Origin of the sequence: Imperialibacter sp. EC-SDR9, assembly GCF_902498805.1 — a bacterium.
GTDB lineage: Bacteria > Bacteroidota > Bacteroidia > Cytophagales > Cyclobacteriaceae > Imperialibacter.
On the sequence record NZ_LR701587.1, the window covers coordinates 86520 to 108653 of the forward strand.

23 protein-coding genes are annotated in these 22134 nt (G+C 46.6%); 4 read left to right on the top strand and 19 right to left on the bottom strand.

Annotated elements, in window-relative coordinates; translation table 11 throughout:
• Positions 1–57: 57 nt before the first annotated feature.
• Positions 58–2280 carry an alpha-galactosidase gene (locus GC130_RS15535; RefSeq protein WP_151999251.1) on the bottom strand — a complete coding sequence of 741 codons (2223 nt, stop codon included), beginning with the start codon at positions 2278–2280 and terminating at the stop codon, positions 58–60.
• A gap of 176 nt (positions 2281–2456) precedes the next feature.
• Between GC130_RS15535 and GC130_RS15540 the strand changes: the two genes are divergently transcribed.
• Together GC130_RS15540 and GC130_RS15545 are read left to right on the top strand one after the other, a co-directional pair.
• Positions 2457–3275 carry a helix-turn-helix domain-containing protein gene (locus tag GC130_RS15540; protein WP_201568357.1) on the top strand — a complete coding sequence of 273 codons (819 nt, stop codon included), beginning with the start codon at positions 2457–2459 and terminating at the stop codon, positions 3273–3275.
• Positions 3272–3688: a nuclear transport factor 2 family protein gene (locus GC130_RS15545; protein WP_151999252.1), complete on the top strand. Its 417-nt coding sequence runs from the start codon at positions 3272–3274 to the stop codon at positions 3686–3688. The genes GC130_RS15540 and GC130_RS15545 overlap by 4 nt, the downstream gene beginning before the upstream one ends.
• Before the next feature lie 24 nt (positions 3689–3712).
• On the opposite strand, the gene GC130_RS15550 is transcribed toward GC130_RS15545, so the two are convergent.
• The 18 genes from GC130_RS15550 to GC130_RS15635 all read right to left on the bottom strand — a co-directional run bounded on the left by GC130_RS15550 (position 3713) and on the right by GC130_RS15635 (position 20644).
• Positions 3713–4192, bottom strand: coding sequence for a GNAT family N-acetyltransferase (locus tag GC130_RS15550; protein WP_151999253.1), 480 nt, complete (start codon positions 4190–4192; stop codon positions 3713–3715).
• Positions 4193–4226: 34 nt separating this feature from the next.
• The gene (locus GC130_RS15555) at positions 4227–4589 is read right to left on the bottom strand and encodes a DUF1801 domain-containing protein (protein ID WP_193217877.1); all 363 of its coding nucleotides are present in this window, start codon (positions 4587–4589) and stop codon (positions 4227–4229) included.
• A 73-nt stretch (positions 4590–4662) separates the two neighbouring features.
• On the bottom strand, positions 4663–5127 hold the full coding sequence (locus tag GC130_RS15560; protein WP_151999255.1) for a hypothetical protein: 465 nt from the start codon (positions 5125–5127) through the stop codon (positions 4663–4665).
• Between the two features lie 137 nt (positions 5128–5264).
• Positions 5265–5729, bottom strand: a complete 465-nt coding sequence (locus tag GC130_RS15565) for a hypothetical protein (RefSeq protein ID WP_151999256.1) — start codon at positions 5727–5729, stop codon at positions 5265–5267.
• 85 nt (positions 5730–5814) lie between these two features.
• Positions 5815–8148 (bottom strand): GH92 family glycosyl hydrolase, encoded by a 2334-nt coding sequence (locus GC130_RS15570; protein ID WP_151999257.1) that lies wholly within the window; start codon positions 8146–8148, stop codon positions 5815–5817.
• 197 nt (positions 8149–8345) lie between these two features.
• Entirely contained in the window at positions 8346–9128 is a 783-nt protein-coding gene (locus GC130_RS15575; RefSeq protein ID WP_151999258.1) for an ABC transporter permease, read from the bottom strand.
• 5 nt (positions 9129–9133) lie between these two features.
• Positions 9134–10033 carry an ABC transporter ATP-binding protein gene (locus GC130_RS15580; protein WP_151999259.1) on the bottom strand — a complete coding sequence of 300 codons (900 nt, stop codon included), beginning with the start codon at positions 10031–10033 and terminating at the stop codon, positions 9134–9136.
• Positions 10030–10692, bottom strand: coding sequence for a TetR/AcrR family transcriptional regulator (locus GC130_RS15585; RefSeq protein WP_151999260.1), 663 nt, complete (start codon positions 10690–10692; stop codon positions 10030–10032). Before GC130_RS15585 ends, GC130_RS15580 begins: the two co-directional genes overlap by 4 nt.
• A gap of 382 nt (positions 10693–11074) precedes the next feature.
• Positions 11075–11938 carry a reverse transcriptase family protein gene (locus GC130_RS15590; RefSeq protein WP_151999261.1) on the bottom strand — a complete coding sequence of 288 codons (864 nt, stop codon included), beginning with the start codon at positions 11936–11938 and terminating at the stop codon, positions 11075–11077.
• Positions 11919–12284 carry a helix-turn-helix domain-containing protein gene (locus tag GC130_RS29260; RefSeq protein ID WP_151999262.1) on the bottom strand — a complete coding sequence of 122 codons (366 nt, stop codon included), beginning with the start codon at positions 12282–12284 and terminating at the stop codon, positions 11919–11921. The genes GC130_RS15590 and GC130_RS29260 overlap by 20 nt, the downstream gene beginning before the upstream one ends.
• Positions 12281–12499: a hypothetical protein gene (locus tag GC130_RS15600; RefSeq protein ID WP_151999263.1), complete on the bottom strand. Its 219-nt coding sequence runs from the start codon at positions 12497–12499 to the stop codon at positions 12281–12283. Before GC130_RS15600 ends, GC130_RS29260 begins: the two co-directional genes overlap by 4 nt.
• Before the next feature lie 560 nt (positions 12500–13059).
• The gene (locus GC130_RS15605; protein ID WP_151999264.1) at positions 13060–13554 is read right to left on the bottom strand and encodes a DUF4265 domain-containing protein; all 495 of its coding nucleotides are present in this window, start codon (positions 13552–13554) and stop codon (positions 13060–13062) included.
• Between the two features lie 216 nt (positions 13555–13770).
• A complete protein-coding gene (locus GC130_RS15610) occupies positions 13771–14139 on the bottom strand; it encodes a DUF1801 domain-containing protein (RefSeq protein ID WP_151999265.1) in 369 nt (122 codons plus the stop codon).
• A gap of 77 nt (positions 14140–14216) precedes the next feature.
• Positions 14217–14609 carry a GyrI-like domain-containing protein gene (locus GC130_RS15615; protein WP_226940512.1) on the bottom strand — a complete coding sequence of 131 codons (393 nt, stop codon included), beginning with the start codon at positions 14607–14609 and terminating at the stop codon, positions 14217–14219.
• Positions 14610–14648: 39 nt separating this feature from the next.
• Positions 14649–15374: a YafY family protein gene (locus GC130_RS15620; RefSeq protein ID WP_151999266.1), complete on the bottom strand. Its 726-nt coding sequence runs from the start codon at positions 15372–15374 to the stop codon at positions 14649–14651.
• 157 nt (positions 15375–15531) lie between these two features.
• On the bottom strand, positions 15532–18780 hold the full coding sequence (locus GC130_RS15625) for a fatty acyl-AMP ligase (RefSeq protein WP_151999267.1): 3249 nt from the start codon (positions 18778–18780) through the stop codon (positions 15532–15534).
• Positions 18781–18908: 128 nt separating this feature from the next.
• On the bottom strand, positions 18909–19955 hold the full coding sequence (locus GC130_RS15630) for a fatty acid desaturase (RefSeq protein WP_151999268.1): 1047 nt from the start codon (positions 19953–19955) through the stop codon (positions 18909–18911).
• 305 nt (positions 19956–20260) lie between these two features.
• Positions 20261–20644: a DoxX family protein gene (locus tag GC130_RS15635; RefSeq protein WP_151999269.1), complete on the bottom strand. Its 384-nt coding sequence runs from the start codon at positions 20642–20644 to the stop codon at positions 20261–20263.
• 121 nt (positions 20645–20765) lie between these two features.
• On the opposite strand from GC130_RS15635, the gene GC130_RS15640 reads away from it, so the two are divergent.
• Positions 20766–21140: a helix-turn-helix domain-containing protein gene (locus GC130_RS15640; RefSeq protein ID WP_151999270.1), complete on the top strand. Its 375-nt coding sequence runs from the start codon at positions 20766–20768 to the stop codon at positions 21138–21140.
• Positions 21141–21228: 88 nt separating this feature from the next.
• The gene (locus GC130_RS15645; RefSeq protein ID WP_151999271.1) at positions 21229–22080 is read left to right on the top strand and encodes a PD40 domain-containing protein; all 852 of its coding nucleotides are present in this window, start codon (positions 21229–21231) and stop codon (positions 22078–22080) included.
• Positions 22081–22134 lie beyond the last annotated feature (54 nt).

Genomic DNA, 22134 nt, shown 5'->3' on the forward strand with positions numbered 1-22134 from the left:
CCCAGTTTGCAACGACGAGGTGCAAGACCTGCGATTTCTTCGCAGACCAATAATGCCCTACCTCACCTCATTCACCTCCAGTACCACGCTTGTTCGGTTCAGGTTCACCAGCGGATTGAAGCCCACTTTCATCAGAAAGTCACCCGAATACGCATTTTCCGGGTTGAGCCAGGATCTGGCGCCCGGATACAGGTTGATCTCTTTCACCTGATACTTTTTGTTTGGGTCCAGGCCGTTGAGCTTGATGGGCTCCACACTGGTTTGGAGCCGCTGGCGGTAGTTGACCAAATAGTTGAAAATGATCGCTCTGGTTTTGTCAGGCTTCACATACATGATGGAGGCCATGTCATTTTCATGTGGGTTCATCAGGCGATACTGGTCGCCGTGCCACACAATGTCTTTGAAACCGTGGTAGTTGGCCACAGCCTCTTTGGCAAACTGCATGTCTTTTTCGTTCAGCTCACCTGCCACGATGTCGAAGCCTAGCTTACCCATGCTGGCTACATCCGTTCGGAACTTGAGCGGCTGCTTGCCCCAGTCTGTTACGTGGTTGTCGACGGCGATGGCAGGGAAAAAGTAGGAGTAGTCCCACTGCATGAAGATTCTTTCCAGGGGATCAGTGTCGTCGCTGGGCCAGAACTCAGTGAAATATTTCAGGAGTTCATAATCACCACGTCCACCGCCGCCCGAGCAGAGCATCATCGGTACTTTCGGGTATTTGGCCCGGATACGTTCCAGTACCTTGTAGAGGCCGTGCACGTACTCCACATAAAGATGCGACTGGGGAAGTCCCTTTTTGTTAAGATAGGCTGAGTAAGCGTTGTAGATCACAGCATTGCAATCCCACTTGATAAAGGCCAGGTCATGGTTTTTAGTAAAGAGCCCATCAACTACGCCATACACGAAGTCTTGCACTTCCGGGTTCGACAGGTCGAGCACTAGCTGATTGCGGTAGTACACCTCTGGTCTGTCCGGCTGCCGGATCACCCAGTCGAGATGGTTCTCGTAGAGCTCGCTTTTGGGGCTCACCATTTCAGGCTCTATCCAAATGCCGAACTTCACACCCTCTTTGGTTGCCTCCTCTACCAGATGCCCAATGCCATGAGGTAGTTTCTTGGTATTCTCCTGCCAGTCGCCCAGCCCGGTTTTGTCATTGCTGCGGGGGTATTTGTTGGCAAACCAACCATCGTCGAGCAGAAACAGATCAACGCCCAGGTTCCTGGCATCTTTGAAAAGTGAGGTGATTTTGTCTTCGTCAAAGTCAAAGTAGGTGGCCTCCCAGTTGTTGAGCAAGGTTAGACGCTCTCCCTGGCCATCAAGCACCCGGTATTTTCTTGCCCAGCTGTGCAGGTTGCGGCTAGCTTCACCAGTGCCGTTGTTGGAAACGGCATAGATGAGAGAGGCTGTTTTGAATGTCTGATTGGGAACCAGCGAATACTCAGATGCATAGGGATTGATGCCGGAAATGAACCGCAGGTTTTCATAGGGATCTACTTCAAACTCCATCTTAAAGTTGCCGCTCCAGGCGAGCTGACCGAGCATCACAAGCCCTTCATTTTCCGAAGCTGGTTGTCCAAACGATAAAATGAAATTGGGTGATTGCAACAGCATCGCCCTTGCACCCAGCTTGGTCTCTATCGACCGCATGCCCCGCTCCAATTTAGTTTCAGTCGGCTGCATTTCTTTTGCCCATTGGCCCTGATAGGTAGTGAGGTAGAAGTCTTTGTTAGAGAAATAGAGATCGGCTGAGGCATACTTCTCCAGAAGCACTGGTTTTTTCTCCGTGTGTCTGATCTCTGTCCATTGCTCAACCACATTTTCTTTTCTCCAGACTTTGTAGAACAATGTTACATTGAACGGGTACTTCGGATCTCTTAGTTGAATGCTTGTGACCGAAGTGTTGTCGTCAACCCGTTCCTTTTTGTGTGTCACATATTTCAACTCAAGGGCGGCATTGCCATCGCCATGTTTCACCTGAATGGCCGGCTCCACAAGGTTCCACGTCCCGGCTGGCGTATAAGCTGCATTGTGGATGCCAATATTGTCATCATCCAGCCGGGTAAGATTGGAAATGGTTGCATAGTCGATTTCGTTGGTCAGTGGCTCTCCAAAGTAAATAGTTCTTAGCCTGCTCTCGCTATCCGTTTGTAGCACGATAACGTTGCTGGCGGTTTCTATGGGAATGGTGACAGTTTGCGCCGAAAGGCTGATGACTGCCAGCATCGAACCAATGGTCAGGAATGCCTTATGAATAGCAGGTAGGGGGTGTGTTTTTTTCATTTCTTCAACTTTCTGGAATAAAGGATAAGATTAAAAAATAGTTGGAGGTAAGTCAAAGCAAAGTGTGATTTAGTGGACATTGAGGTTATGCAATGCAACACTCACGGGCTTGGATATCAAATGATATTCGATTATGTTTACATGTTACTATTTAGTAACATAATATTAAACTACTTTTGGAAACTCAAGCAACTGATAAAGAAACCGAAATCTGGAAAGCCCTTGCTGACCCTGCCCGTCGTCGGCTGATGGATTTGGTGAGGGAGTCACCAAAGACAACGGGCGAACTCGTGGAGGAGTTTGAAACCATTGGAAGGTGTGCTGTAATGAAGCACCTTTCGGTTTTGGAAGACGCCAAACTTATCTTACCGAAGAAGCAGGGGAAGTTTCGCTGGAACTTTATCAACGCCATTCCCTTGCAGGAGATTTATGAACGCTGGGTGAAAAAGTACGAAGCTCAGTGGGCTACTAATTTGCTTCAGTTGCGTGAACTGGCTGAATGCAAAGAGCATTTTGATGATTTAACTAACGACTTACTTATGAATGAGCCGACCAAGCCTGTCAATATCAGACTAGAGGTGCCGATTGATGCCAGCATTAACAACGTGTGGGAATGCCTGATCAAAGACGTTGGACTCTGGTGGAGAAAGGACTTCTACACCAGCCAAAAAACAAAAGCGTTTATCCTTGAACCCAAAGTGGGAGGGAGGATGTACGAAGACTATGGAAATGATGAGGGGCTGCTTTGGTACACAGTAATTGTGCTCAACGCTCCCCATCATCTGGAGTTGCAGGGGCACCTTACGCCGGATTATGGCGGGCCAGCCATTACGTTCCTCAAGATTACGCTGAAGGAAGACGGCAGTAAGACCATCCTGACCTTGTCGGATACGCTGATGGGCGACGTATCAGCGAAAGCAAAGGGACAAATTACCGAAGGCTGGAAGCTGCTTTTCGAGGAGGGATTCAAAAACTATATAGACAACAAGTCATGAAAAGCATTCTACTAAGCATCTCCGTATTTGTATGCGTGTCGGCTGCAAATGGACAAAATGAAGAACTTTTGAGGGTTTTCAATGATCAGGTGGCAGCTTTCAACGATGGTGACGTTGATCGGCTGACCGCAAATGTTACCGACGATTTTAAGTGGTTTTCACTCACAGCTGATACCCTTTTGCTCGAAGTGGAGGGAAAAGAGAATTTCAGGCAAAGTATGAAGTATTACTTTTCTACAGGGAAAAAATCAGTCTCGGCCATTGAACAATATGTGATCGACGGCGAAAGGATTAGTTTCAGGGAAGTAGTGAGCCACAAGAACAAAGCAGGCGAAACAGTCTCCTCTTCTGCCATGGGCATCTATCAGATTCAAAATGGCAAGATTTGCCGGGCCTGGTATTTTATTGACTGAGGCGCACAGGGTGTCGTCCAGAGGTTAGGTCGGGTTCAATTGTTTTGTCATCACTGCCGTTTTATGACTCTTATAGTCCACCTGTCCAATTTCCTTCCAACCAAGCCTTTTGTACAAAGACTCAGCCGTAAATGTGTGCAGGTATAATTGTTCGTACCCCCATTTGAGACTTTCGGCCTCGATGCGCTCCAGGAGCTGCCTGCCAAGCCCCTGATTTCTATAATCTTCCGTGGTGTACAGCAACGACACCCATGGCTTGTAAATTTGCAGGTGGGGATATGCCTCAAGCAGTCCCACGTGGTTGCTAAGACCTCCTGTGGCTGCGGGTTTGTCGCCGACCAAAAGCAGAAACTGAAAAAGCACGTCGTTATTGCCTGGATGTGTTTCGAGGCGTTTTGTTGTTCTCTCAACAGGAATCTCCCACTCGGCCAAATACCACTCAGCAATCTGCTGAATCAACCCCTGGTCGGTGGCTTGCAGTTGAAGTATTTTCTCTTGATGCATTTTATTGTTCACCCAGCTTTTTTGCAGTCGTCAGTTATTTTTTGTCCTGCATCCTTACCCATTCAATGACTATGTTTTCAAGGTCTTGCTTGCGATGCATGATTTCATCAATAGTCACAAACTTGGCCACTCGTCCTTCCTTGCCGTCGCCTTCCAGCAGACCGGATTTGTCCCTGATAAATGCTCCTTTGTGAAACATAAGGCTTACATGCTTCTTAGCATTCATAAAGTAGGAGGCCATATTTCCTTTGTATAAGAATGTCGGGCTGTTCCACTTGATAGTTTCCTCTATACCAGGATGTGCGGAGAGAATAATTTCCCTTACTTTTTCGATTTCAGCGGTCATTGGATGGGCCAGTTTGGCCAGGTATTCGTCCACTTGTGAGTTTTTGTTCATAGCCTTCATAGCCTTCAAAGCCTTGGTGCTATCCTAAATTTAGCGAAATAACCTTGTGGGCGAAAACGCCGCTCTAAAATGCGATACCAACGCTAAGATAGCCACCTTCGGGAGCTCCAATACCTGCTCTGAAAAGAAAATTGCCATCCGGTTTCTGGTACCGATAGCCCACATTGAGCGCACCCCACAGCTTGGGAACACGAGTGGGCGAAGCAACTGTAAAGCCAATACCAGCTTCGGCGTGGTGATTCCCGGACCCAAATACCAGTGTTGGCATAGCTGCAAGATAGTTCTGCCAATCACTGTCAAATAAGCCTTGATATCTTCCGCCAATTAATCGAATGTAGGGCTTGATGTTTTCCTTTTTGTGATTTAGCATTCGCTCGTAGGCGATGCTGAAAGACGGAATGCCGGGAGATAGGTATACGCCATTTCGTGGCTCATCCTGGCTATCCTGACTGTTTGCCATTAAAGGTAGCAGGGTAAAAAGTAGTGGAACGAGCAGCCACTTGTAAACGATTTTAGATGAAGTTTTCATAGTCCAAAAAAGTTGTAGAATTTAATACTGATATCATATGAACAAGCCATAAACTAAATGTTGCGGCATTTTATCACTTCTATCCCCGGTCTTTGTTTGGATTCTTGACAAAGGTCAGGTTGGAACTCATTGACTTGCTAAAATGCAAGACCGAGGCTAATGTATGCGCCTTCCGGAATGCCACCACCGGCTCTGAATATCAACGCTTCGCCGGGCTTCTGGTAGCGGTAACCCAGGTTGAGTGCAGCCCAAACTTCCGGCGAATTGGAAGGAGAAACCAATGTAAGTCCTACCCCTGTTTCGAGGTGATTGTTTCCGTTGCCAAATACCCAGGCTGGCATCACAGCCAGGTAACCGGTCCATTCCTGATTGATAAGGTCACCGAATTGTCCCGCAATCCCTCTCAAATAGAACCGTCGATTCTCTTTTTTGTGCGCCAGCTGACGTTCGTAGCTAATGCTGAGGGAAGGAATACCGGCTGTTAGCACAAGGCCATTCCGCATTTCAACAGGTTGATCCTGCCCAAAAGTCAATAAAGGTGCCGAGGCAAAAGATGAAAGTAGTGCCAACCACTTCCACCCACTTTTAGATGAAGTTTTCATAGTTAAAAAAATAGATGTGAAAGTTTAAAAAACTTTACATCTGCAAAACTTAGGCCAAAAAACACTGATAGTCAGTTGGTTGTGGTTATCGCTCCAGCCCCCATGCCTTGTTGGGGTTTTTGTCAAGTGTCAATTTTAAGTCTCCTCCTTGTGAAAATACCTCATGCGGGAAGCTGAATTTTGTCCAGTCTTTGCCGTTCAGAGAGGCTTTTTGAATGTAAATGTTGTCAGCTGAATTGTTTTCTGTTCTGATCGTGAAGGTTTTACCGGAATAGTATTTCGGATCAAGCTGGATTTCTACTTTATCGAATATCGGCGTCGTAATGTCGTAAGAAGAATTGACCGATGCGCCGCCATCCATTTGAAACAGCCCTATGGCCGTCAATACGCCGAGTGCTCCCATTTGCCCCTGGTCTTCATCGCCATTGTAGCCTCCGTACGGGGTAATGTCTGAGAACGTAATTTCTTTCACTTCCCGCACCCATTTTTGAGAAAGCCAGGGCGCTCCCGCATGATTGAAAAGGTGGGCCATTTGGCACGAAGGCTGGTTTTCGTAGTCGACCCAACTTTCGGCATGTTTGCCATGGTCGGTGATGAATTTGTTGGGCTTCGCTTTTATAAAACAGCTGTCCACATATTGAGCATACTTGTCTGTGCCGCCGAACAATGCTGCCAGTCCTTTCAGGTCATGGGGCACGTAGTTGGTGTAAATGGCCGAGTTGCTTTCCACAAAACCTAACGTGTTGAATCCTTCGCCGATTGGCGTAAAGTTTTCAATCCAGGTTCCGTCTATGTTTTTGGGATGGATAAAATGCGTCTCAGGGTTCCATAGGTTTTTGTAGTTCTGGGAGCGCTTGTCGAAGAACTCGTAGTCCTTTGTTTTTCCCAACGCATTGGCTAGCTGAGCCAGGCACCAGTCCTGGTAGGCGTATTCCATCGTCATGGCGGCCCCGTCTTTGTGTCCGCCGGGGCCGGGAATGCCCTCGGGCACATAGCCTCGCTCTACGTAATAGTTCATGCCGCCGCCCTGCGGATTGTCACGATGCTCATAGCCAGCCCGGTCTCTGATGCCGCCTGGAAAAGCATTTTTGTAGAGGCCTTCGTAGGCTTTTGCTACGTCATAGTTTCGGATGCCTTTGTTGTAAGCAGTGGCGAAAAAAGAAACAGCCGGGTCGCCTATCATCACATAGGTGTAGTTGCCTCCCGAGGGTCCTCTGGGGATCAACCCGCCATGGCGGTACATCTCCACCATGCTGGCGCAGAACTCATTCATGATTTCAGGGTAGACCATCGACCAGAGCACGTTGAGTGTCCAGTGGCTGCCCCACCACGCATCGAAATTGTACTGGTTGTGTTTTGGGTTTCTGTTTTCATCCAATGCCACCTGCCGAACGACTGGCTTCGATCCGGTCATGTCGCAGTACTTGCCGTCTACGTCGCTCACAATACGGCGACCGAGCAGTGAGTGCCAAAGGTCGGTATAGAATTTGATTTTCTGTTTTTCCGTGCCACCTTCTATTTTGATTTTGCTGAGGTAGCCATTCCATTCACTTTTGGATGCTGACACCACTTGCTCAAAATTCCAGTGAGGGAGCTCGGTATCCATATTGAGCCGGGCCTGTGCCGTGTTGGTGTAGGAAATGGCCACTTTCATTTGAATGGTTTTCGACTGCTTCTTATCAAACCTGACATAGGCCCCCACTTCTTTGCCATGGATTTGCTCTACTTTTCCGGTCTTGAGTTTTCCTTTTTCCCACGCCCCAAAAGAAGAGATGGGCTGATCGAAACGAGCAACAAAGTAGACGTAGGTGGGCTTTGGACGGCGGTGGGTAGGAGCCATGATGCTATAGCCCTCAATTTCCTTATCGCTTATTTTTACCACTTTGGCCGAATCCATGTCACCGTGACCCAGGAATGCCCCCACGTCGAAAATAATGTCCTTGTTGACATTGGCCGGATAGGTGTATTTGTGAAAACCTACCCGGGTAGTGGAGGTGAGCTCCGCTTTGATGCCGTAATCCTTCAAAAAGACGCTGTGATAGCCGGGTATAGCTTTTTCATCATCATGGCTAAAGGCCGATTTGTAAGCTTCCATGCCCAAATGCCCTTTGAATTCGCCCACGGTCGGCATCACAGGTATGCCCGACATTTGCCAGGCGTGGATGTGGGAGAAGCACCGGACATACAGGCTATCATATAGGTAGCCAGAATTCCAGCTTCCTTTTACCCAGGTGTCGGGGCTGAGGTTCACCATGCCAAAAGGCCGGGAGGCAGAAGAGAAGAAGAACCAACGTGACTTGTGGGTGTCCACAAACGGGTTGACGTAGTCGATAGGCTCTTTTGTGGACTGAGAAAATGCCGGTGCAGCACAGGTGAAGAGCAGGGCGACCAGGGAGATTCTGAAAACGAGTTTAAGCACGCTAGGTAGGTTTTGATTTCAAAGAATCCCAATATCGGAAGTTCTGATGAATAGAAGCAATCAATATTCTATGTCGATCACCGTATTAGACTACAAAAGTTTTGGCTGCCTGGCCAATAAAAAACAAAGGCTTGCCTGGGCTGGATAGCCAGCCTCCCCCTGACAATCCAAACTTTTGTAGTCTTTGCTCTATGGAGTTAATTCTGATCCGCCTGATTCCACCACCAATGACTCGCCAGATAACCCAGTACCGCTACCAGACCAACCAGACCAAAGCTGACGGCACTCAGCGAGGCCTTCATTTCGGCGCTTATACCACTGTGCAATCCTGGAACAGACCATGGAAAATACTGCCCCAGCCCAACGGCCCCTACGATTTGCGAGACGATGAGCATCAGCACCACCAGCCCGATAGGAGCGAGGTACCCTTTCCCCCATATGCCCATGAAGGAAACTGGTGTTCCAAGCAACATCACTAACACCGTGGTGATAAAATAATTGGTTAAGGTAGAGGTGATAACACTGACATCAAAGTTGTCAAGCCCCATTAAGGCACCGACGACCAAACCCAGTAGCAGGTTGGCCACCACAAGGGCGATGCACCAAACGGCGTAAACGATGAACTTTGCGTTGATGATGCTACTACGGGAAGCTGGAAGGGCAAGCAAGTCCTTGGCTGTCTTGTCCGAATACTCACGGCCAAACAACCAGCTGGCCACGAAGCCGAATACCACCACGCCGCCTACACCCACTATCTGGGTGAGCAAGCCGACGTATGAGGGCCAGTCAGCAGAGAAGTTCATCAGTTTTGCTTTTTCACTCAAAGGGGAAGACCCCATATCGCCTGCGTGACCGAGGAGGTAAAGAGAAAGCCCACCCATGACTGGGCCGAGGGCAAAAGCGGCAAAAGTGACCCACACAATGGTTGAGTGCCTGAGTTTTAAAAATTCTGGCGCAATGGCTCTCAATGAAGTTGTCATTTTACTTACTGTTGAATAGTTCTTAAAAAATAGCTTTCGAGGTCTTCTTCGAAGGTGAATAGTTTGGTGAGGCCCACGTGTTCGGCTACCACCATTTCGGCAATGCGGTCAGGCTCGCTCATCCATTGACGATCCATGATCTCTATCTCGCTGGCAGCGTTTGTCCTGAACGGAATTCCGTTTTTCTGGAGCAGGTCAGCCACCAGAACATTGTCGTGCGAATTCAGCACGAGCTTCCTTTCTATTTCATTGTGCAGCTGATTGGCCTCCAGCTCTTTAATCAGCACACCCCGATGGATAATGCCGATGGTGTCGGCCACCTTGGCAATTTCACTTAGCAGGTGACTCGAGATCAGCACGGTGGTGCCCTGTGCGCTTAGCTCCCGGAGCAGGCGACGGATTTCCACAATGCCCGCCGGATCAAGCCCGTTCACCGGCTCGTCGAGGATGAGCAGCTCGGGACTGTGCATAAGTGCTCGGGCCAGACCGAGGCGCTGCAGGTTGCCCAGCGAAAGGTGGCTGGCCTGAACGTCTCTGTACTGGTCAAGCTTCAGTCGGGCAATGACTTTGTCGATTACTTCTTTGTCGTTCAGGCCATGGTACCTGTAAAAAATGTTGAGGTTTTCCACCACCGACAAGTCCGGGTAAGCGCAGGTCGACTCAATCATGTAGCCCACTTTGTCCCATACTGATGCGTTGCCAGGCACTTTCTGACCAAAGAGAGCAACACTGCCCTCCGTTGCTTTGATCATGCCAAGCAGCATGCGCATAGTCGTTGTCTTTCCGGCCCCATTGAGGCCGAGGAACCCGTAGATCTTCCCCTGCGGAATCTGCAGAGATACCTGGTCAACCACAGTGGCACGTCCGTACCGCTTGGTCAGGTTGTTTGTTTCAACGATCATCATTTGTTCTTAAAACCGTTTTTTTGGATCTCTACAAACTGCTGAGCAATCGCAACCAGCTCATCTTCTGGCAGGTTGTAGAGTTGTTTGTTGTTTTGAATATTTTGACGGAAATCCTGCTGGTAGTGCAGCTCCATGAACTCAAAAATGGAAAGCTGTGTCTGAAGCACGTGCCAGGCCAGTATTTTGCGGTCAATGTCGTTTCGCAGCTGCCCATTTTCCACATACTGGTCCACCAGCTGATACATAATGTCCAGCGCTTTCTGCTTCCTGATGGCCTGAATATTGCCCAGCTCCTCGGTGTTTTTCTCTCGCAGCACATTGTACAGGAAGGCGCTGACCACCCCCTGCGTTTTGTCGAAGTGCACCTTCGCCCGAAAGTGCAGAATGATCAAGTCGAAAAAGTCTTCGGGCGGTTGTTTAATAAACCCCTTGTCGTTCGCCAGCCGTTGCTGAACGGCGTAGTCAAGCAGGTAGAAGTAGAGAGACTGCTTGCTTTCAAAGTAGCGGTAGAAGCTGCCTTTGGCCAGGTCCAGCTTTTTGATGATGGTGGAAAGCGAGGCAGACTGGTAATCGTTGAAGGCAAACTCTTCGAGGCAAACCCCGATGATTTCCTGCTGCCTTTCCTGTGGTAAGTTGTTGAATGTTTTTAAAGCGACCATATAGTAGCGACTATATGGTCGCTAACGAGACCTAGCTTTTAAGGTTTCGGAAACAATAAAAAAATAGAGGAGGAGGGAAAGGAGAGGGGTTTAGAAAATGCTCACGGCAATTTGCAGCACCAATCCAATGAAAAGCAGAATTGCCCAGGCAAGCAATTCACCTTTCAGAATCATGAGGTAGCCTCTGAAGAATCGTTTGATCATTACTAAAAATAGGTGAAATAGAGCAAATTACAAAAGGTCAGGTTTGAAAGGGAGGCTCTGACTACAACTGTACTGCCAATTTTCAGACGTTGATGGTGGGGTGAGAGGCGCTCGGTGAGTTGGCTTATAATTTTGGCTATGGGCGGCATACTATCCGGCTATGATTTCATACAAAATGTTATCGACTTGTTTTTTGTTTATTCGTTCGCCTGATGTTGTTGACGTAGACTGAGTAAGGCTTATATTCCGAATTGTTTCTAAACTCTAATTCTGCTTTTTCTTTTATTCGGTTCGGCGCATCGATAAAATTATTGAAAACATCAATACCAGTGATATTTTGATTGCCCGCATACCACGTTTTTCGGTAACCAACCTTAAATCCGCTGGTAGTTACTATGTCCAAAAGGGTATTCAATTTCTCCTTGAAGCAAGTTTGAGATGAAAATGTTAAATCATCAATATACCTAGTGTAGGTGAGGCTATGCAGATTGCAGTAATCAATTAATCTGAAATCAGTTTCCAGAAAAACTAAATTTGATATATGTGTGCTAGTTGGGGCTCCTTGTGGTAATTCATATTTCCACGAAGTTAATTTTGTTACCCAATGACTGTAATGATTAGAAAATCCAAGTTTCAGAAAAGCATCAAAAATTTTGTCATATTTGACGCTTGGATAGAAGTCTTTTAAGTCTGTTGTGAATTGATACTTGTTTCCTTGATGAGGTTTTGCATTTGAAATATTGCTTCTCTTTTTTACTCCACCATGTATGTGTCTCGGAAGTTTAATAGGAACAAGAATTCTATCCTTAATGCGTTGTTGAATAAACTTCAACTCTTTTAGAGACGGCCTGATAGCTCTTGTTTTTATTGTACCGTCTGCAAATGTTTTGAAGCCGCCATTTTTTTTATCCGGTTTTTTCTCCAACCACTCGTTATAATAGCTGTCAATGTTATCGACTATGAAACGAACTTTCTTAGGGTCACATCCAATATCTGAACAGAATAGTTTGAATTGATATTTCTCAAACAGCAAAGAATTCATTTACAAGAGATTTCACCGACGGACTTATTATTTCAAATGCCTCCCTTTTCCTGGGATCTATATCTTCTTGAGTTAGGGACAAAAAAAATAGGATAGGCAATGGTGTGCCGAGATTATTACTAATCGTCTTTAATGTCGAAAGATTCGGGTCTTTTGAATTACTCTCAATTTGAGATAGATATGTTTGTGTAATACCACATAAGGTAGCAAACTCAGTTTGAGTTTGGCCTTTTTGCTTTCTTATGCTTTTTATTACGTTTCCTAGATTCATGACTTTAAACTGGAAAATTTTTAAGGAGTGTTCAGATTTATGAATTGCATGGTGTTTACTCATAGCTGAAATCATGAAAAAAACTTGGCAAGTAATTCAACAACCTTCACAATCTCCTTAAGAACTTGTTCGTTTGTTTTACCTTTTTTCTTTTTCAGCATTTCAAGAGTCACTTTTGCCTCATTTAGGACTATTAAGTCCTTCTCCGAAAGAGAACACTGGTTCTTGATGACAGTTTGAATTGAACTAATCAAACTGTCAATGTTTTGACTTTGTTTTAATCTACTCATGTGACTTTATATTTAAATAATGGGACGATATTGTCCTGCGTCACTACAATTATGACCCAATCACAAGGTGTATTAAAGACTAATTACTAAATGCGTAAACAATGTTCTCGTTACACTCACTTAAATATTCCTGCGTCATATCTTTAAAAAGATACTCGCATACATAACAGGGTTAATCAAATCAGTCTATCGAATCAACGATGATAAGGTGATGCGAGAGATGAAGAGATGTGCCGTTAAGTGACCCATATGGGTTGCCTTTGCAGACTATCAAATGCACTCCATTTAGTAATTAGGCATCAAAACATGGTTTCAAAGAACTATGAAACAAAGATAATAAAAACATTACTGACAGTTAATATAAACACTGAATTTATTTTCACGGAAAACGATAAGTACATATTGTTGATATCACCTAACGTCAGTGGTGGAATGTTATGCATTTCCGTCTCCACTAGTACTTAGCCACGCCCATGAATAAAATTAACTTTTGTGGCGGACAATCCATGCCAGCGAATGCTTGAAAACCGCCGAAGTCCACATTCATTTTTAGGCCCTTGTTAGAATCTTTTTTCGTCATCTTCCTCGTCAGGACGGTCGTCAAAGCTACCTTCAACTCTAGCTTCGCATGTCTCAAACTCCAACAGACCTTGCTCTTCATATTTTGCAAGTTGATCCATTGTTGCTTGGTAGTCTCCACTAGGTTCCATGTCCAGTGCTACGTATGATTGGGTGGCTCGTTCATATGTAATACCGAAGCCGTTCAAGGAATCTAAAATGGTTTCTTGCTCAGCCTTATCAAGGGTCTTTTCGAAAATCACACGGAACGTTCGATGGCCAGCGTCTGTCACAAGCTCTCTTACCTCAGGTTTTAAGTCCTCAGAGTCTGCTGTCGCTCGGACAATATCTTGATAATTTAGCCCATAAGCGTAAAAAAGGACATTTTCTATCCGATACAGATCATTCCCTAGTGGTTCCGCCCACATCGATTCTCCGCCAGTTCCCCAATGGTTTGGCAGGTCGATGTGCAATTTGACTAGTCCGTCTTCAGCCATTTATATGGTTTAATTTTTTCTGCAAGGCCTTGAAAAGCCTGCCTGTTGCACTATGCCCGCAAGAACTAGAAAGTTTGCCAATTCTTGCGTCCTGCATTCACGTCCCACAGACATTGAGCCTAACATCTCAGTATCGGCCTGCCCCACATACTCCTTACATCTCCCCCTCAAGTTACTACCAATTTCCGAAATATGCTTTGCGAACCTTCAATGAGTTCACCCCTTAATCACTATTGTCCCGTTTCTATACAGATCCAGTGCGCTGTTCAGCAACGCTTCGATGGTTTCCACTGGCAGGTCTTCGTTGGGGTTTACTCTGAATATCTTCATACGGGAGCGCTCGCCCGATTCCAGGTTTGGATGATCGAGGTACTTTCCCTCAACGAAAAGGATATAGGGTTCTTCTGTTTTTTTGTCTGTCCACAGGTAGCAAAACATCTTTTTCCTGAAACAGAAGCAGGGCATTCCCCACTTCTGCGTTTCAGTTACGTTCGTGTCCGTAGCAAGGATCATACTGCGCAAGGCCAGCAGGCAGCTCTTGTTGGGTTCTTCCTTGTTCAGGTAGTAGTTGTCGATTTCTCGCATTTTACGTCGGGTTACTTTACGGCCACTAAAAAGTCAACTTCTGCATTCGCTGGGTTTTGTGCCTTTTCGCCAAATACTTAGAAGTCAGCCGAAAATGCCCTGTCCAAACCCATCGCCCATATTTTTATCCACTCCGAAACGATCAGTCCTTTTGTCAAGTCGCCTTTGGCGGTGATTTTCACGTAGCTGCCACCCGGAAAAGCCCTGCCTACCATCCCATCAGGAATTGTCTCCAGACTTTCTACCTTACAGCCAAGGATGGCAGTATATGGTGCCATGTGGTCGCCTTCATAGTCGGTGTAAAGTGAGTAAATGGTGCCATCCACTTTGCCGGGGATAGCATTTAGAAGTCCTTCTGAAAGGAACCTACCCCACAAGTCAGCAATGTCTTTGCCTCCACGTCCATTTTCATTGGTTGTTCTCACCGAGATTCCAATCATCTTAAAAGGGTCAATTTTTACTTTTTGCATCGCTTAAATATTTTGATTTGCAACAAAGTTAGATGGCCCTTATGCCAAGGGTATGTCAGGGGTGGTTGACCATTTTTTTCGACACTGTTCAAAATATTGTTCCAGGGTAATTTTGTGTGGCTCAAATTGGCTGTCCGTTTGCAGTAAACTTTGAATACGGTCGAGCCTGAAGGCCCTGAAGTCTTTTTTTAGCCGGCAAAAGGCAATGAGAATCCAGTTGCCCTGCGTGGTATACAGGGCGAAGGGCTCAATTTTTCGCTGGCTTTGCTGATTTTCTAACGACAGGTAATTGATCTCTACAACATGGTAGCTCGAAATAGCAGACTGGAGGTGAATAAGATGGTTGCTTGTCTTTTCATTTTCGCTGTTGTCCCGCACCTGCAATCGATCGGAGAGGAGCTCTGTCTTCGTTTTCAGTCCAAACTTTAGGATTGCCTTTATCTTGGTGGCTGCACTTTCGTAGTGCTCCACCAGCGACTGGTCCTTGTTCGCCCGAATCAATTTTTCGGCGATGACAATGGCGCTTGCTTCCTCTTCGGTAAACATCACCGGCGGTAGCTTGAAGCCGTCCATGATAGAATAACCCCTGCCTTCCTGAGTAACGATGGGAATGCCTGATTGCTCAAGGGTTCGAATGTCCCGATAGACAGTTCTTATGCTCACCTGGTGCTTTTTTGCAATGTCCGTTGCAGTTACGAGTGGTTTCGACTGCAGCTGGGTGAGAATGGCCGTCAGCCTCGCAAGTCTGGGTTTGTCATCTGCCATTTTATTCCTCCTTTCTGTAGCTCAACCTTTCCTGTCATGTAAGCCAGATCGCTGTTGGTATTAAAGGTCATCTTTTGTAGCTCTCATTCCTGCAAAAAAATGGGACGCTTGTCTCTCCCGAGGCAGGCGTCCCAAAAAAAAGAGCTGCTCGCTTCTATCAGGAAGCTATTTTCACATCCTTTTCTAATAATTCCACATCTATAATTTCCTTGCTAATCATAAATGTCAACATGCCTCTTACGGTTTCTTCAAGTGTAGGGTCGAGTACTCCGTGAGGCGACCTGACTTTGGCTTCACAATACGACTCGTTGCTATAGCGCTTGAACTCCATGGAAGAGATATTATTGACAGACCTTACCAGGAAGTCGAGCAGCGGAAACAGGAGGTCTTCCTTTCCGCATTTGCCCACAATTTCAGGCACAAACTTTGGCAGTTCAAACCCTTTGAACTCCCTGCCCGTCAGCTTGGTGATGATGTCGGTAATGTCTTTCATGCGTGCGTATTCGTCACGGGTCACATGGAAGGTTTTGTTGACCGAATCGGGCAGTTCTGAGATGGCCACCACATTACTGGCCACAATGTCCACAGGGGTAAAGCTAACCTGGTTGAACGAGTTGACAGTGATGCCGTGGTTGATCATGAAGGCAATCAGTCGGATGGAAATGTCGAAGTTGTTTCCACCGCCATACACCGAAGGGGTAATAAGCGCAGGCCTGAACACCCGTGCCTGTAGCCCCTGCTTCATGGCGTCGAACACGATTTGCTCCGACACCCATTTGGTCTGGCTGTAACCAAAGTCAAGCAGATCCAGCGAATTGCAGGTATCAGTTTCAAAAAGTGTGTCTTTTACAGCCCAGCCAAAAATGAAGGTGGTGGACACGTGATTGAGAATCTTGGGGTTGCCATCCAGCGCCAGCTTGATTATTTCGTTGGTGCCATACACATTGGTGTCCCACATTTTGTCATAGTTGAACAGGTAGTTCACAAGGGCGCCATTGTTGTAAATGGTGTGCGTGTTGGTCGCCAGATAGTCCCAGGTTTTCTTATCCAGGCCCAGCTGAGGTTTGCCCAGGTCGCCGCATACAGCCACCACCCTTTTCTCGAACTCCGCCAGGTATTCACATTCCGGAACATTCGAAAGGTCGAAGGCCTCTTTCAGTCTGGCCAGCCCTTTCTTCTCGTCGTCAGCCCTCACAAGCACATATATGGTGTCGGTGGTTTGCTGCAGCAAGCTTTTCAAAATAAACGGCCCCAGGAAGCCTGTTCCACCTGTTAGCAGGATCTTACCACTTTTCAGGTGGGCTGGGTCGTACTGAGGGGTTTTTGGCTTAAACGACAGCTTGGTATCCTGCAGCATTCGCTTCTGTTCGAAGGCATTGTGCTCTTTCTGAAGCTTGAGAATGGTCTTCTTGAGGCGGTTGATAGCGAGAATGGATGAGGTGCTGAATTGTTCCATCAAATCGAAGAATTCAGAAACACTTATTTCCTGCAGCAGGCGGGCATCAATTTCCGAGGCCAGCTGGGCCGCTCCACTATCCTTAATAAGCTCCTTCACATCGTGAATGAGCACCACCAGATCGAGAGAGTCGAGCACATGCACCAAAGAGTAGGTTTCGGTGCCGGTGAACCCATACTTTTTCAAAATCTCGTCAAATTGTGTGTTCGTTAACCGGGCTCTTGGAGCATCTGTGTTTTGCTCGACCAGGTTGTGGTTTTCAATTACCTCCAACTCACCATTGGTCCAAAGCTGCTTGGTCTTCTGGCGCATGATTTTTCCCGAGGTGGTCTTCGGAATACTTTTGGTGTTAGTGAAGGTGATTTGCGAAGGGATAATGTTTAGCCTCTCACGGATCTGGTCAGCAATTTTCTTGTGGTCAGGGATTTCATTTTTGCGTTTAAGCCCAGCCACAATCACGAGCTTTTCCTCGCCGTTTTCTTCGTTGGCAAATGCCGCCACATAACCCTCTCTAATATTGCTGCTCGATTCTTCAACAATTTGCTCAATGTCCTGCGGATAGTAATTGGCTCCACGGATAATGATCATGTCCTTGGCTCTGCCGCAGATGTAGAGCTCCTGCTCATGCAAAAAGCCCAGGTCGCCAGTTCTCAAAAAGGTGTGCGTCGCACTGCCGTTTTCACTTGCTATTCGGGCTTCAAAGTATTCTTTGTTCAGTTCAGGTTTTCCCCAATAGCCAAGCCCCTTGCTGGGGCCTGCCAGCCACACTTCACCCACCTTGTTTTCGCCAAGGTCAATACGGGAATTGGGATCCACTATTCTCACAATCTGGTCTCTGAGGGGCTTGCCGCAGCTCATGATTTGGGTTATGTCACCTGCCTGTCCGTTCTCGAATTTGAGCTCATGATTAATGAGTGAGTTGGTGAGCACCGACACTGATTTTCCGCCCCGCTGCGAAACTGCCAGTGTATTTTCTGCGAGGCCATAGGCTGCGCCCAGTGCTGTTTCTTTCAGCCCACATGCGCTGAATTTTTCAAGAAACTTATAGAAAGTGACTGCCCTGACGGGTTCTGCGGCGGTCATGAGGTTTGAAAGTGAGCTTAGGTCCAGCGAGGCGAATACTTCATCCGACACTCTGCCCGGCTGGAGCAGGTAGTCGTAAGCAAAGTTGGGTGCGGAGGAATGCGTGGCCTTGTATTTTGAAATGGTTTCGAGCCAAAGCACCGGCTTTCTGATGAAATCAAGCGTGGAGAAGCCAATAGAGGTGCCCCCTTTCATGATGATGAACAGGTGATAGCCGATCAGCCCCATGTCGTGGTATTGTGGCAGCCAGGTAACAGTTACCGGGGGCTCCGACAATACGTTCTCTGCGTTGTTCTCAAGGTTTTCATGCGAAATCATTACCCCTTTTGGATCGGTGGTAGAGCCTGAGGTGTACTGAAGAAAGAGAAACGACGACTCCCGTTCGTAGTTGGTCGCACTGGTTTCGTGTGTAAATTCAGAGGTATTGATCCACGGCAGCTTGGTCAGTATGGTTTTCTCCACAATGTTGTTTCGATCCATGTTCAACTTGAGCGACCAATAATATTCTCCATTGGTGAGGACGGCCACGGCGCCACAATCTTTGGCGATATGCTCCATTTTGTAGTACGCCGACTGGAAACCCGAAGAAGTAGGAGGGTAGGTAGGCACGGGCACCAACCCCAGGCGAACGCACGCAACAAACGAGACAATCATTTCAATGCCCGCAGGATAGGTAATCAATATCCTGTCGTCTTTTTTGAATTTGTAATTCTCGGCCAGATTGGATGCCACAATTCTTACGGCTTTTTCAAACTCTTCGTAGGTGTATTTTTCAACTGATTTTCCATTGATATCCAGAAACTCAAAAAGTAGTTTATCGGGCGTTTTCTGAACCCAATGGTTCAACTTATCGGAAAGGGTAGGCATAGATCAAGCGGTTTTTGGGATGATAATATGTTAGATAGATATAGGTTGTTAGGTATGAATATAAAAAATTGGCTTAATAGTGAGCTTCCGGTCGAAAAAAAGATGGATGTTGCGTCTGTCAAGCCTGGTTATTTTGTAGACAAGCTAAGGTTTTGCAGGTGCCCATAGTGCTCCCTGATGGCATCAAATATCGTTTTATTCTGTTTGTAAAATACACCGTGTTTTTCAGCTATCGGTTGAATCAGCTTTGTAAGCTCACGGTAGTGCGTATGGCATACACGGGGAGCCAAATGATGAGCCACGTGCATGTGCAGTCCGCCATAAAACCAATTGCCAACCGTGCTGTTCAGCGAGTGGTCGGAGGTGGTGGCAAACACATGATAGATGAAATGGTCGTACTCATCTCTGTCCAGGGGAAATTCGTTCAACCGCAATGGGTGCTCTACCTGTATGATGGTGGCTCCAATCACGCCAATCACCAATTGCCAGGCCACAAAAGAGGCGATGATCAGCCCTGTCGGCACACCTATAAAATAGATTGGCAACAATAGCACATAGCCGATGTAGGCCAACTTAAAAACAAAGAGCTTGACATACTCCACGCGGGGATGCTTCTTTCCTTTCAGGCCATTGAGGAATGGGAAGAAAAAGCATTCGAAATCTTTGATAAAAATGTAATCAAGGGAGAAGAAACTGTAGACCACAAAAAGGTAAAAATGCTGAAACCTGTGGATGAGTTTATGCTCATGATGTGGCGTGTACCGCAGTAGCCCACGAGCAACAAGCCCGTCATCTTCGCCTTTAATATTGATGAAATTGTGGTGCTGTTGGTTGTGAAGTTGGCGCCACATGTATGAGTTGATACCACAGAGGTCGAAGGTGTAGCGAAGAAGTTTTCTTACCCGTTCGTTTTCAAAAATAGACAAATGATTGGCATCGTGGGCAATATTCAGCAGGATGAATAAGTGCGAAAACAGGTGAAAGCCGTAGAGCAGCACGAACATCGAAGGCGAGGTGCTAAAAGAGTAAAGCAATACTAAACTTCCCACCCACCAAACGGCAGCGATCGCCAGCTTCGCTTTCATTTGACCATTGGCATACCTTGAAATGCCATTTTTTTCAAAATACTGGTCAATGGCTTCGTACAATTCCTTTTTAAAGGCAGTTGAAATCATGGTAGCATAAAAAGTGAAAGACCGGGCGTTAAAAAATTGCCTGGCACAATATAGGCTAACAGTTAGAGTTTTTCAACTACGGATTTAAATGGCTAGTGCACAACAATTTCTATAGGTAAAAGGTATGCCCTATATTTCAGTGGCGAGAATCTTTTTTTAAGGTGATGCACTGATGTAAGCCTAAAACGATTTTGCCTACTATTCCATATCGTATTGGCATACTATGGAACTGGCAAGCCCAATTAATATGAACAAAAAAGCCTTGACTTTCTGGCCAGGGCTTCTTGCTTTAGCTGGAGAAGAGACTAGGCAGCAACGGCCACTTTAGTTTCAGCCATTTTGCCGAGATAGATTCTCGATACCACTAAAAGGGCTAAAAATATTACCGGGCCTGCCACTACTGAACCCGGGTCACCACTTGCAGTGTGGGCAATAGCTGCTGAAATGAAGGTAATACCAAAACCGGCGTAGGCCCATTCTTTCACCCTCTGGGGAAATTGTGGAACCAGCAGCACGGTGGCACCCACTAGTTTAGCCACGCCTAACTCCATGCGGAAGTAGCCCGGAAAACCCAGATGAGTAAAACCTTCCGCCACCTCCGGATTCATAAAATACATCATGCCGCTCATCACCATCATCGCACTTACAATGCCAGTGGCAATCCAGTATATCACTTTGTCTTTTTTCATTTTGATTGTTTTAAATGTGTACTATTTGTTTGACAATGCAAACTTATCTACATTTGATATACAATATATATCACTATACTTTTGTATAGCACTAACCTTTGGTATAGTAAAGCGAAGTGACATGGAAAAACCTGAAGTATTCGAGCCCGTTGAACACCAACTAAACACGGAATCCTGCACCAGGGCACTACTTCCGGTGCGGGATGCCCTGGAAGTATTAAGCGGTAAATGGAAGCTACAGATTATTATCTCACTTTCCTTCGGAACCAAAAGGTTTAGGGAAATGGGGAGAGAAGTGACCGGTATCACCGACAAAATGCTATCGAAGGAGCTGAGGGACCTGGAAGAAAACATGCTGGTAAAGCGTACGGTCAAAGATTCATTTCCCCCGTCGGTTGAATACAATTTAACGGAGCACGGCAAAACACTCCAAAAGGTCATTGGCGAGCTTCGGGAGTGGGGGGTAATGCACAGGGAAAAGATCATGGGGGAATGAAGGTATTGTCGCTTCGTAAGTTCTTAAAGTGAGAAAGCCCATTGTTTCTAACTGCTACATCATTCTGCGATAGACAAATGTGATATTGATGAAATCTACTTTGATTTCCTGCCTCTTTTTTTTGACGCTGTGCGCAGGTTGCACCGTACCACCCTATTCTCGCCAGGATATAGAAAAACTAAGTGGGCTGCCTGTGGGAAACGGTATGACCTTGCACCCGACTGAAAAATGGATGCTGATTTCCCGCCCTTCTGAGTTTACCAATGAGGCAAATGGCAAACCATTCTACAAAATCTATTTTCTCGAACTTGGTGAGGACGGATGGGGAGAACCACAAACTGTTTCTTTTGAAAGCCGGTTCAACGACTATCACCCTGTTATCTCACCTGATGGCAAGTGGGTCTATTTCAATTCAGACCGTCCGCCTCCAGGCGAAATCCTGCCTGCCGAAAAGATGAACATATGGAGGGTAGCTATTCGCCCTAACGCATTTTCAACGCCGGAGTACCTAACGGACATCAATACTGAACACCACGAATCTTATCCCTCCGTTACTGGCGAGGACGTTCTTTATTTTAACTCCGACCGGCCCGGGGGCAAAGGATCCATGGATTTCTATCGGGCGTCGCCTATCGGTAATGGCTTTTCGGCTCCCGAATTGGTTGCGGCGTTGAATACGGCAGACAGCGAAAACGATTTAACCATCGACGCCCTTGAGCGCTTCGTTGTATTCAACCGGTACCTGTTCGACACAAACGAAGTCGACCTTTTCATTAGCAACAATCAGAACGGCTTATGGACGGATCCTGTGCCACTGGAGAGGGCTAACCAAGCGGACGTCTGGGAGCTAACGCCCACCTTGCCGCCCGGTGGCACTTATTTGCTGATAGAGGTAGATGGAAAAATTCAGGTGTCTTTGATGGATGATGTTTTAGAATAGCATAGCTAAAAGGATCGGAGACAGGATGGTCAGCTTCGGTCTTCCGACTTCGGG

Coding starts and splice junctions, on each gene's coding strand:
- GC130_RS15625 (WP_151999267.1), bottom strand. CDS start 18,780: ATGCCTACCCTTTCCGATAAGTTGAACCATTGGGTTCAGAAAACGCCC.
- GC130_RS15585 (WP_151999260.1), bottom strand. CDS start 10,692: ATGGTCGCTTTAAAAACATTCAACAACTTACCACAGGAAAGGCAGCAG.
- GC130_RS15600 (WP_151999263.1), bottom strand. CDS start 12,499: ATGAGTAGATTAAAACAAAGTCAAAACATTGACAGTTTGATTAGTTCA.
- GC130_RS15565 (WP_151999256.1), bottom strand. CDS start 5,729: ATGAAAACTTCATCTAAAAGTGGGTGGAAGTGGTTGGCACTACTTTCA.
- GC130_RS15640 (WP_151999270.1), top strand. CDS start 20,766: ATGGAAAAACCTGAAGTATTCGAGCCCGTTGAACACCAACTAAACACG.
- GC130_RS15535 (WP_151999251.1), bottom strand. CDS start 2,280: ATGAAAAAAACACACCCCCTACCTGCTATTCATAAGGCATTCCTGACC.
- GC130_RS15610 (WP_151999265.1), bottom strand. CDS start 14,139: ATGCGAGAAATCGACAACTACTACCTGAACAAGGAAGAACCCAACAAG.
- GC130_RS15620 (WP_151999266.1), bottom strand. CDS start 15,374: ATGGCAGATGACAAACCCAGACTTGCGAGGCTGACGGCCATTCTCACC.
- GC130_RS15630 (WP_151999268.1), bottom strand. CDS start 19,955: ATGATTTCAACTGCCTTTAAAAAGGAATTGTACGAAGCCATTGACCAG.
- GC130_RS15605 (WP_151999264.1), bottom strand. CDS start 13,554: ATGGCTGAAGACGGACTAGTCAAATTGCACATCGACCTGCCAAACCAT.
- GC130_RS15645 (WP_151999271.1), top strand. CDS start 21,229: ATGAAATCTACTTTGATTTCCTGCCTCTTTTTTTTGACGCTGTGCGCA.
- GC130_RS29260 (WP_151999262.1), bottom strand. CDS start 12,284: ATGATTTCAGCTATGAGTAAACACCATGCAATTCATAAATCTGAACAC.
- GC130_RS15550 (WP_151999253.1), bottom strand. CDS start 4,192: ATGCATCAAGAGAAAATACTTCAACTGCAAGCCACCGACCAGGGGTTG.
- GC130_RS15560 (WP_151999255.1), bottom strand. CDS start 5,127: ATGAAAACTTCATCTAAAATCGTTTACAAGTGGCTGCTCGTTCCACTA.
- GC130_RS15575 (WP_151999258.1), bottom strand. CDS start 9,128: ATGACAACTTCATTGAGAGCCATTGCGCCAGAATTTTTAAAACTCAGG.
- GC130_RS15580 (WP_151999259.1), bottom strand. CDS start 10,033: ATGATGATCGTTGAAACAAACAACCTGACCAAGCGGTACGGACGTGCC.
- GC130_RS15545 (WP_151999252.1), top strand. CDS start 3,272: ATGAAAAGCATTCTACTAAGCATCTCCGTATTTGTATGCGTGTCGGCT.
- GC130_RS15590 (WP_151999261.1), bottom strand. CDS start 11,938: ATGAATTCTTTGCTGTTTGAGAAATATCAATTCAAACTATTCTGTTCA.
- GC130_RS15555 (WP_193217877.1), bottom strand. CDS start 4,589: ATGAACAAAAACTCACAAGTGGACGAATACCTGGCCAAACTGGCCCAT.
- GC130_RS15615 (WP_226940512.1), bottom strand. CDS start 14,609: ATGCAAAAAGTAAAAATTGACCCTTTTAAGATGATTGGAATCTCGGTG.
- GC130_RS15635 (WP_151999269.1), bottom strand. CDS start 20,644: ATGAAAAAAGACAAAGTGATATACTGGATTGCCACTGGCATTGTAAGT.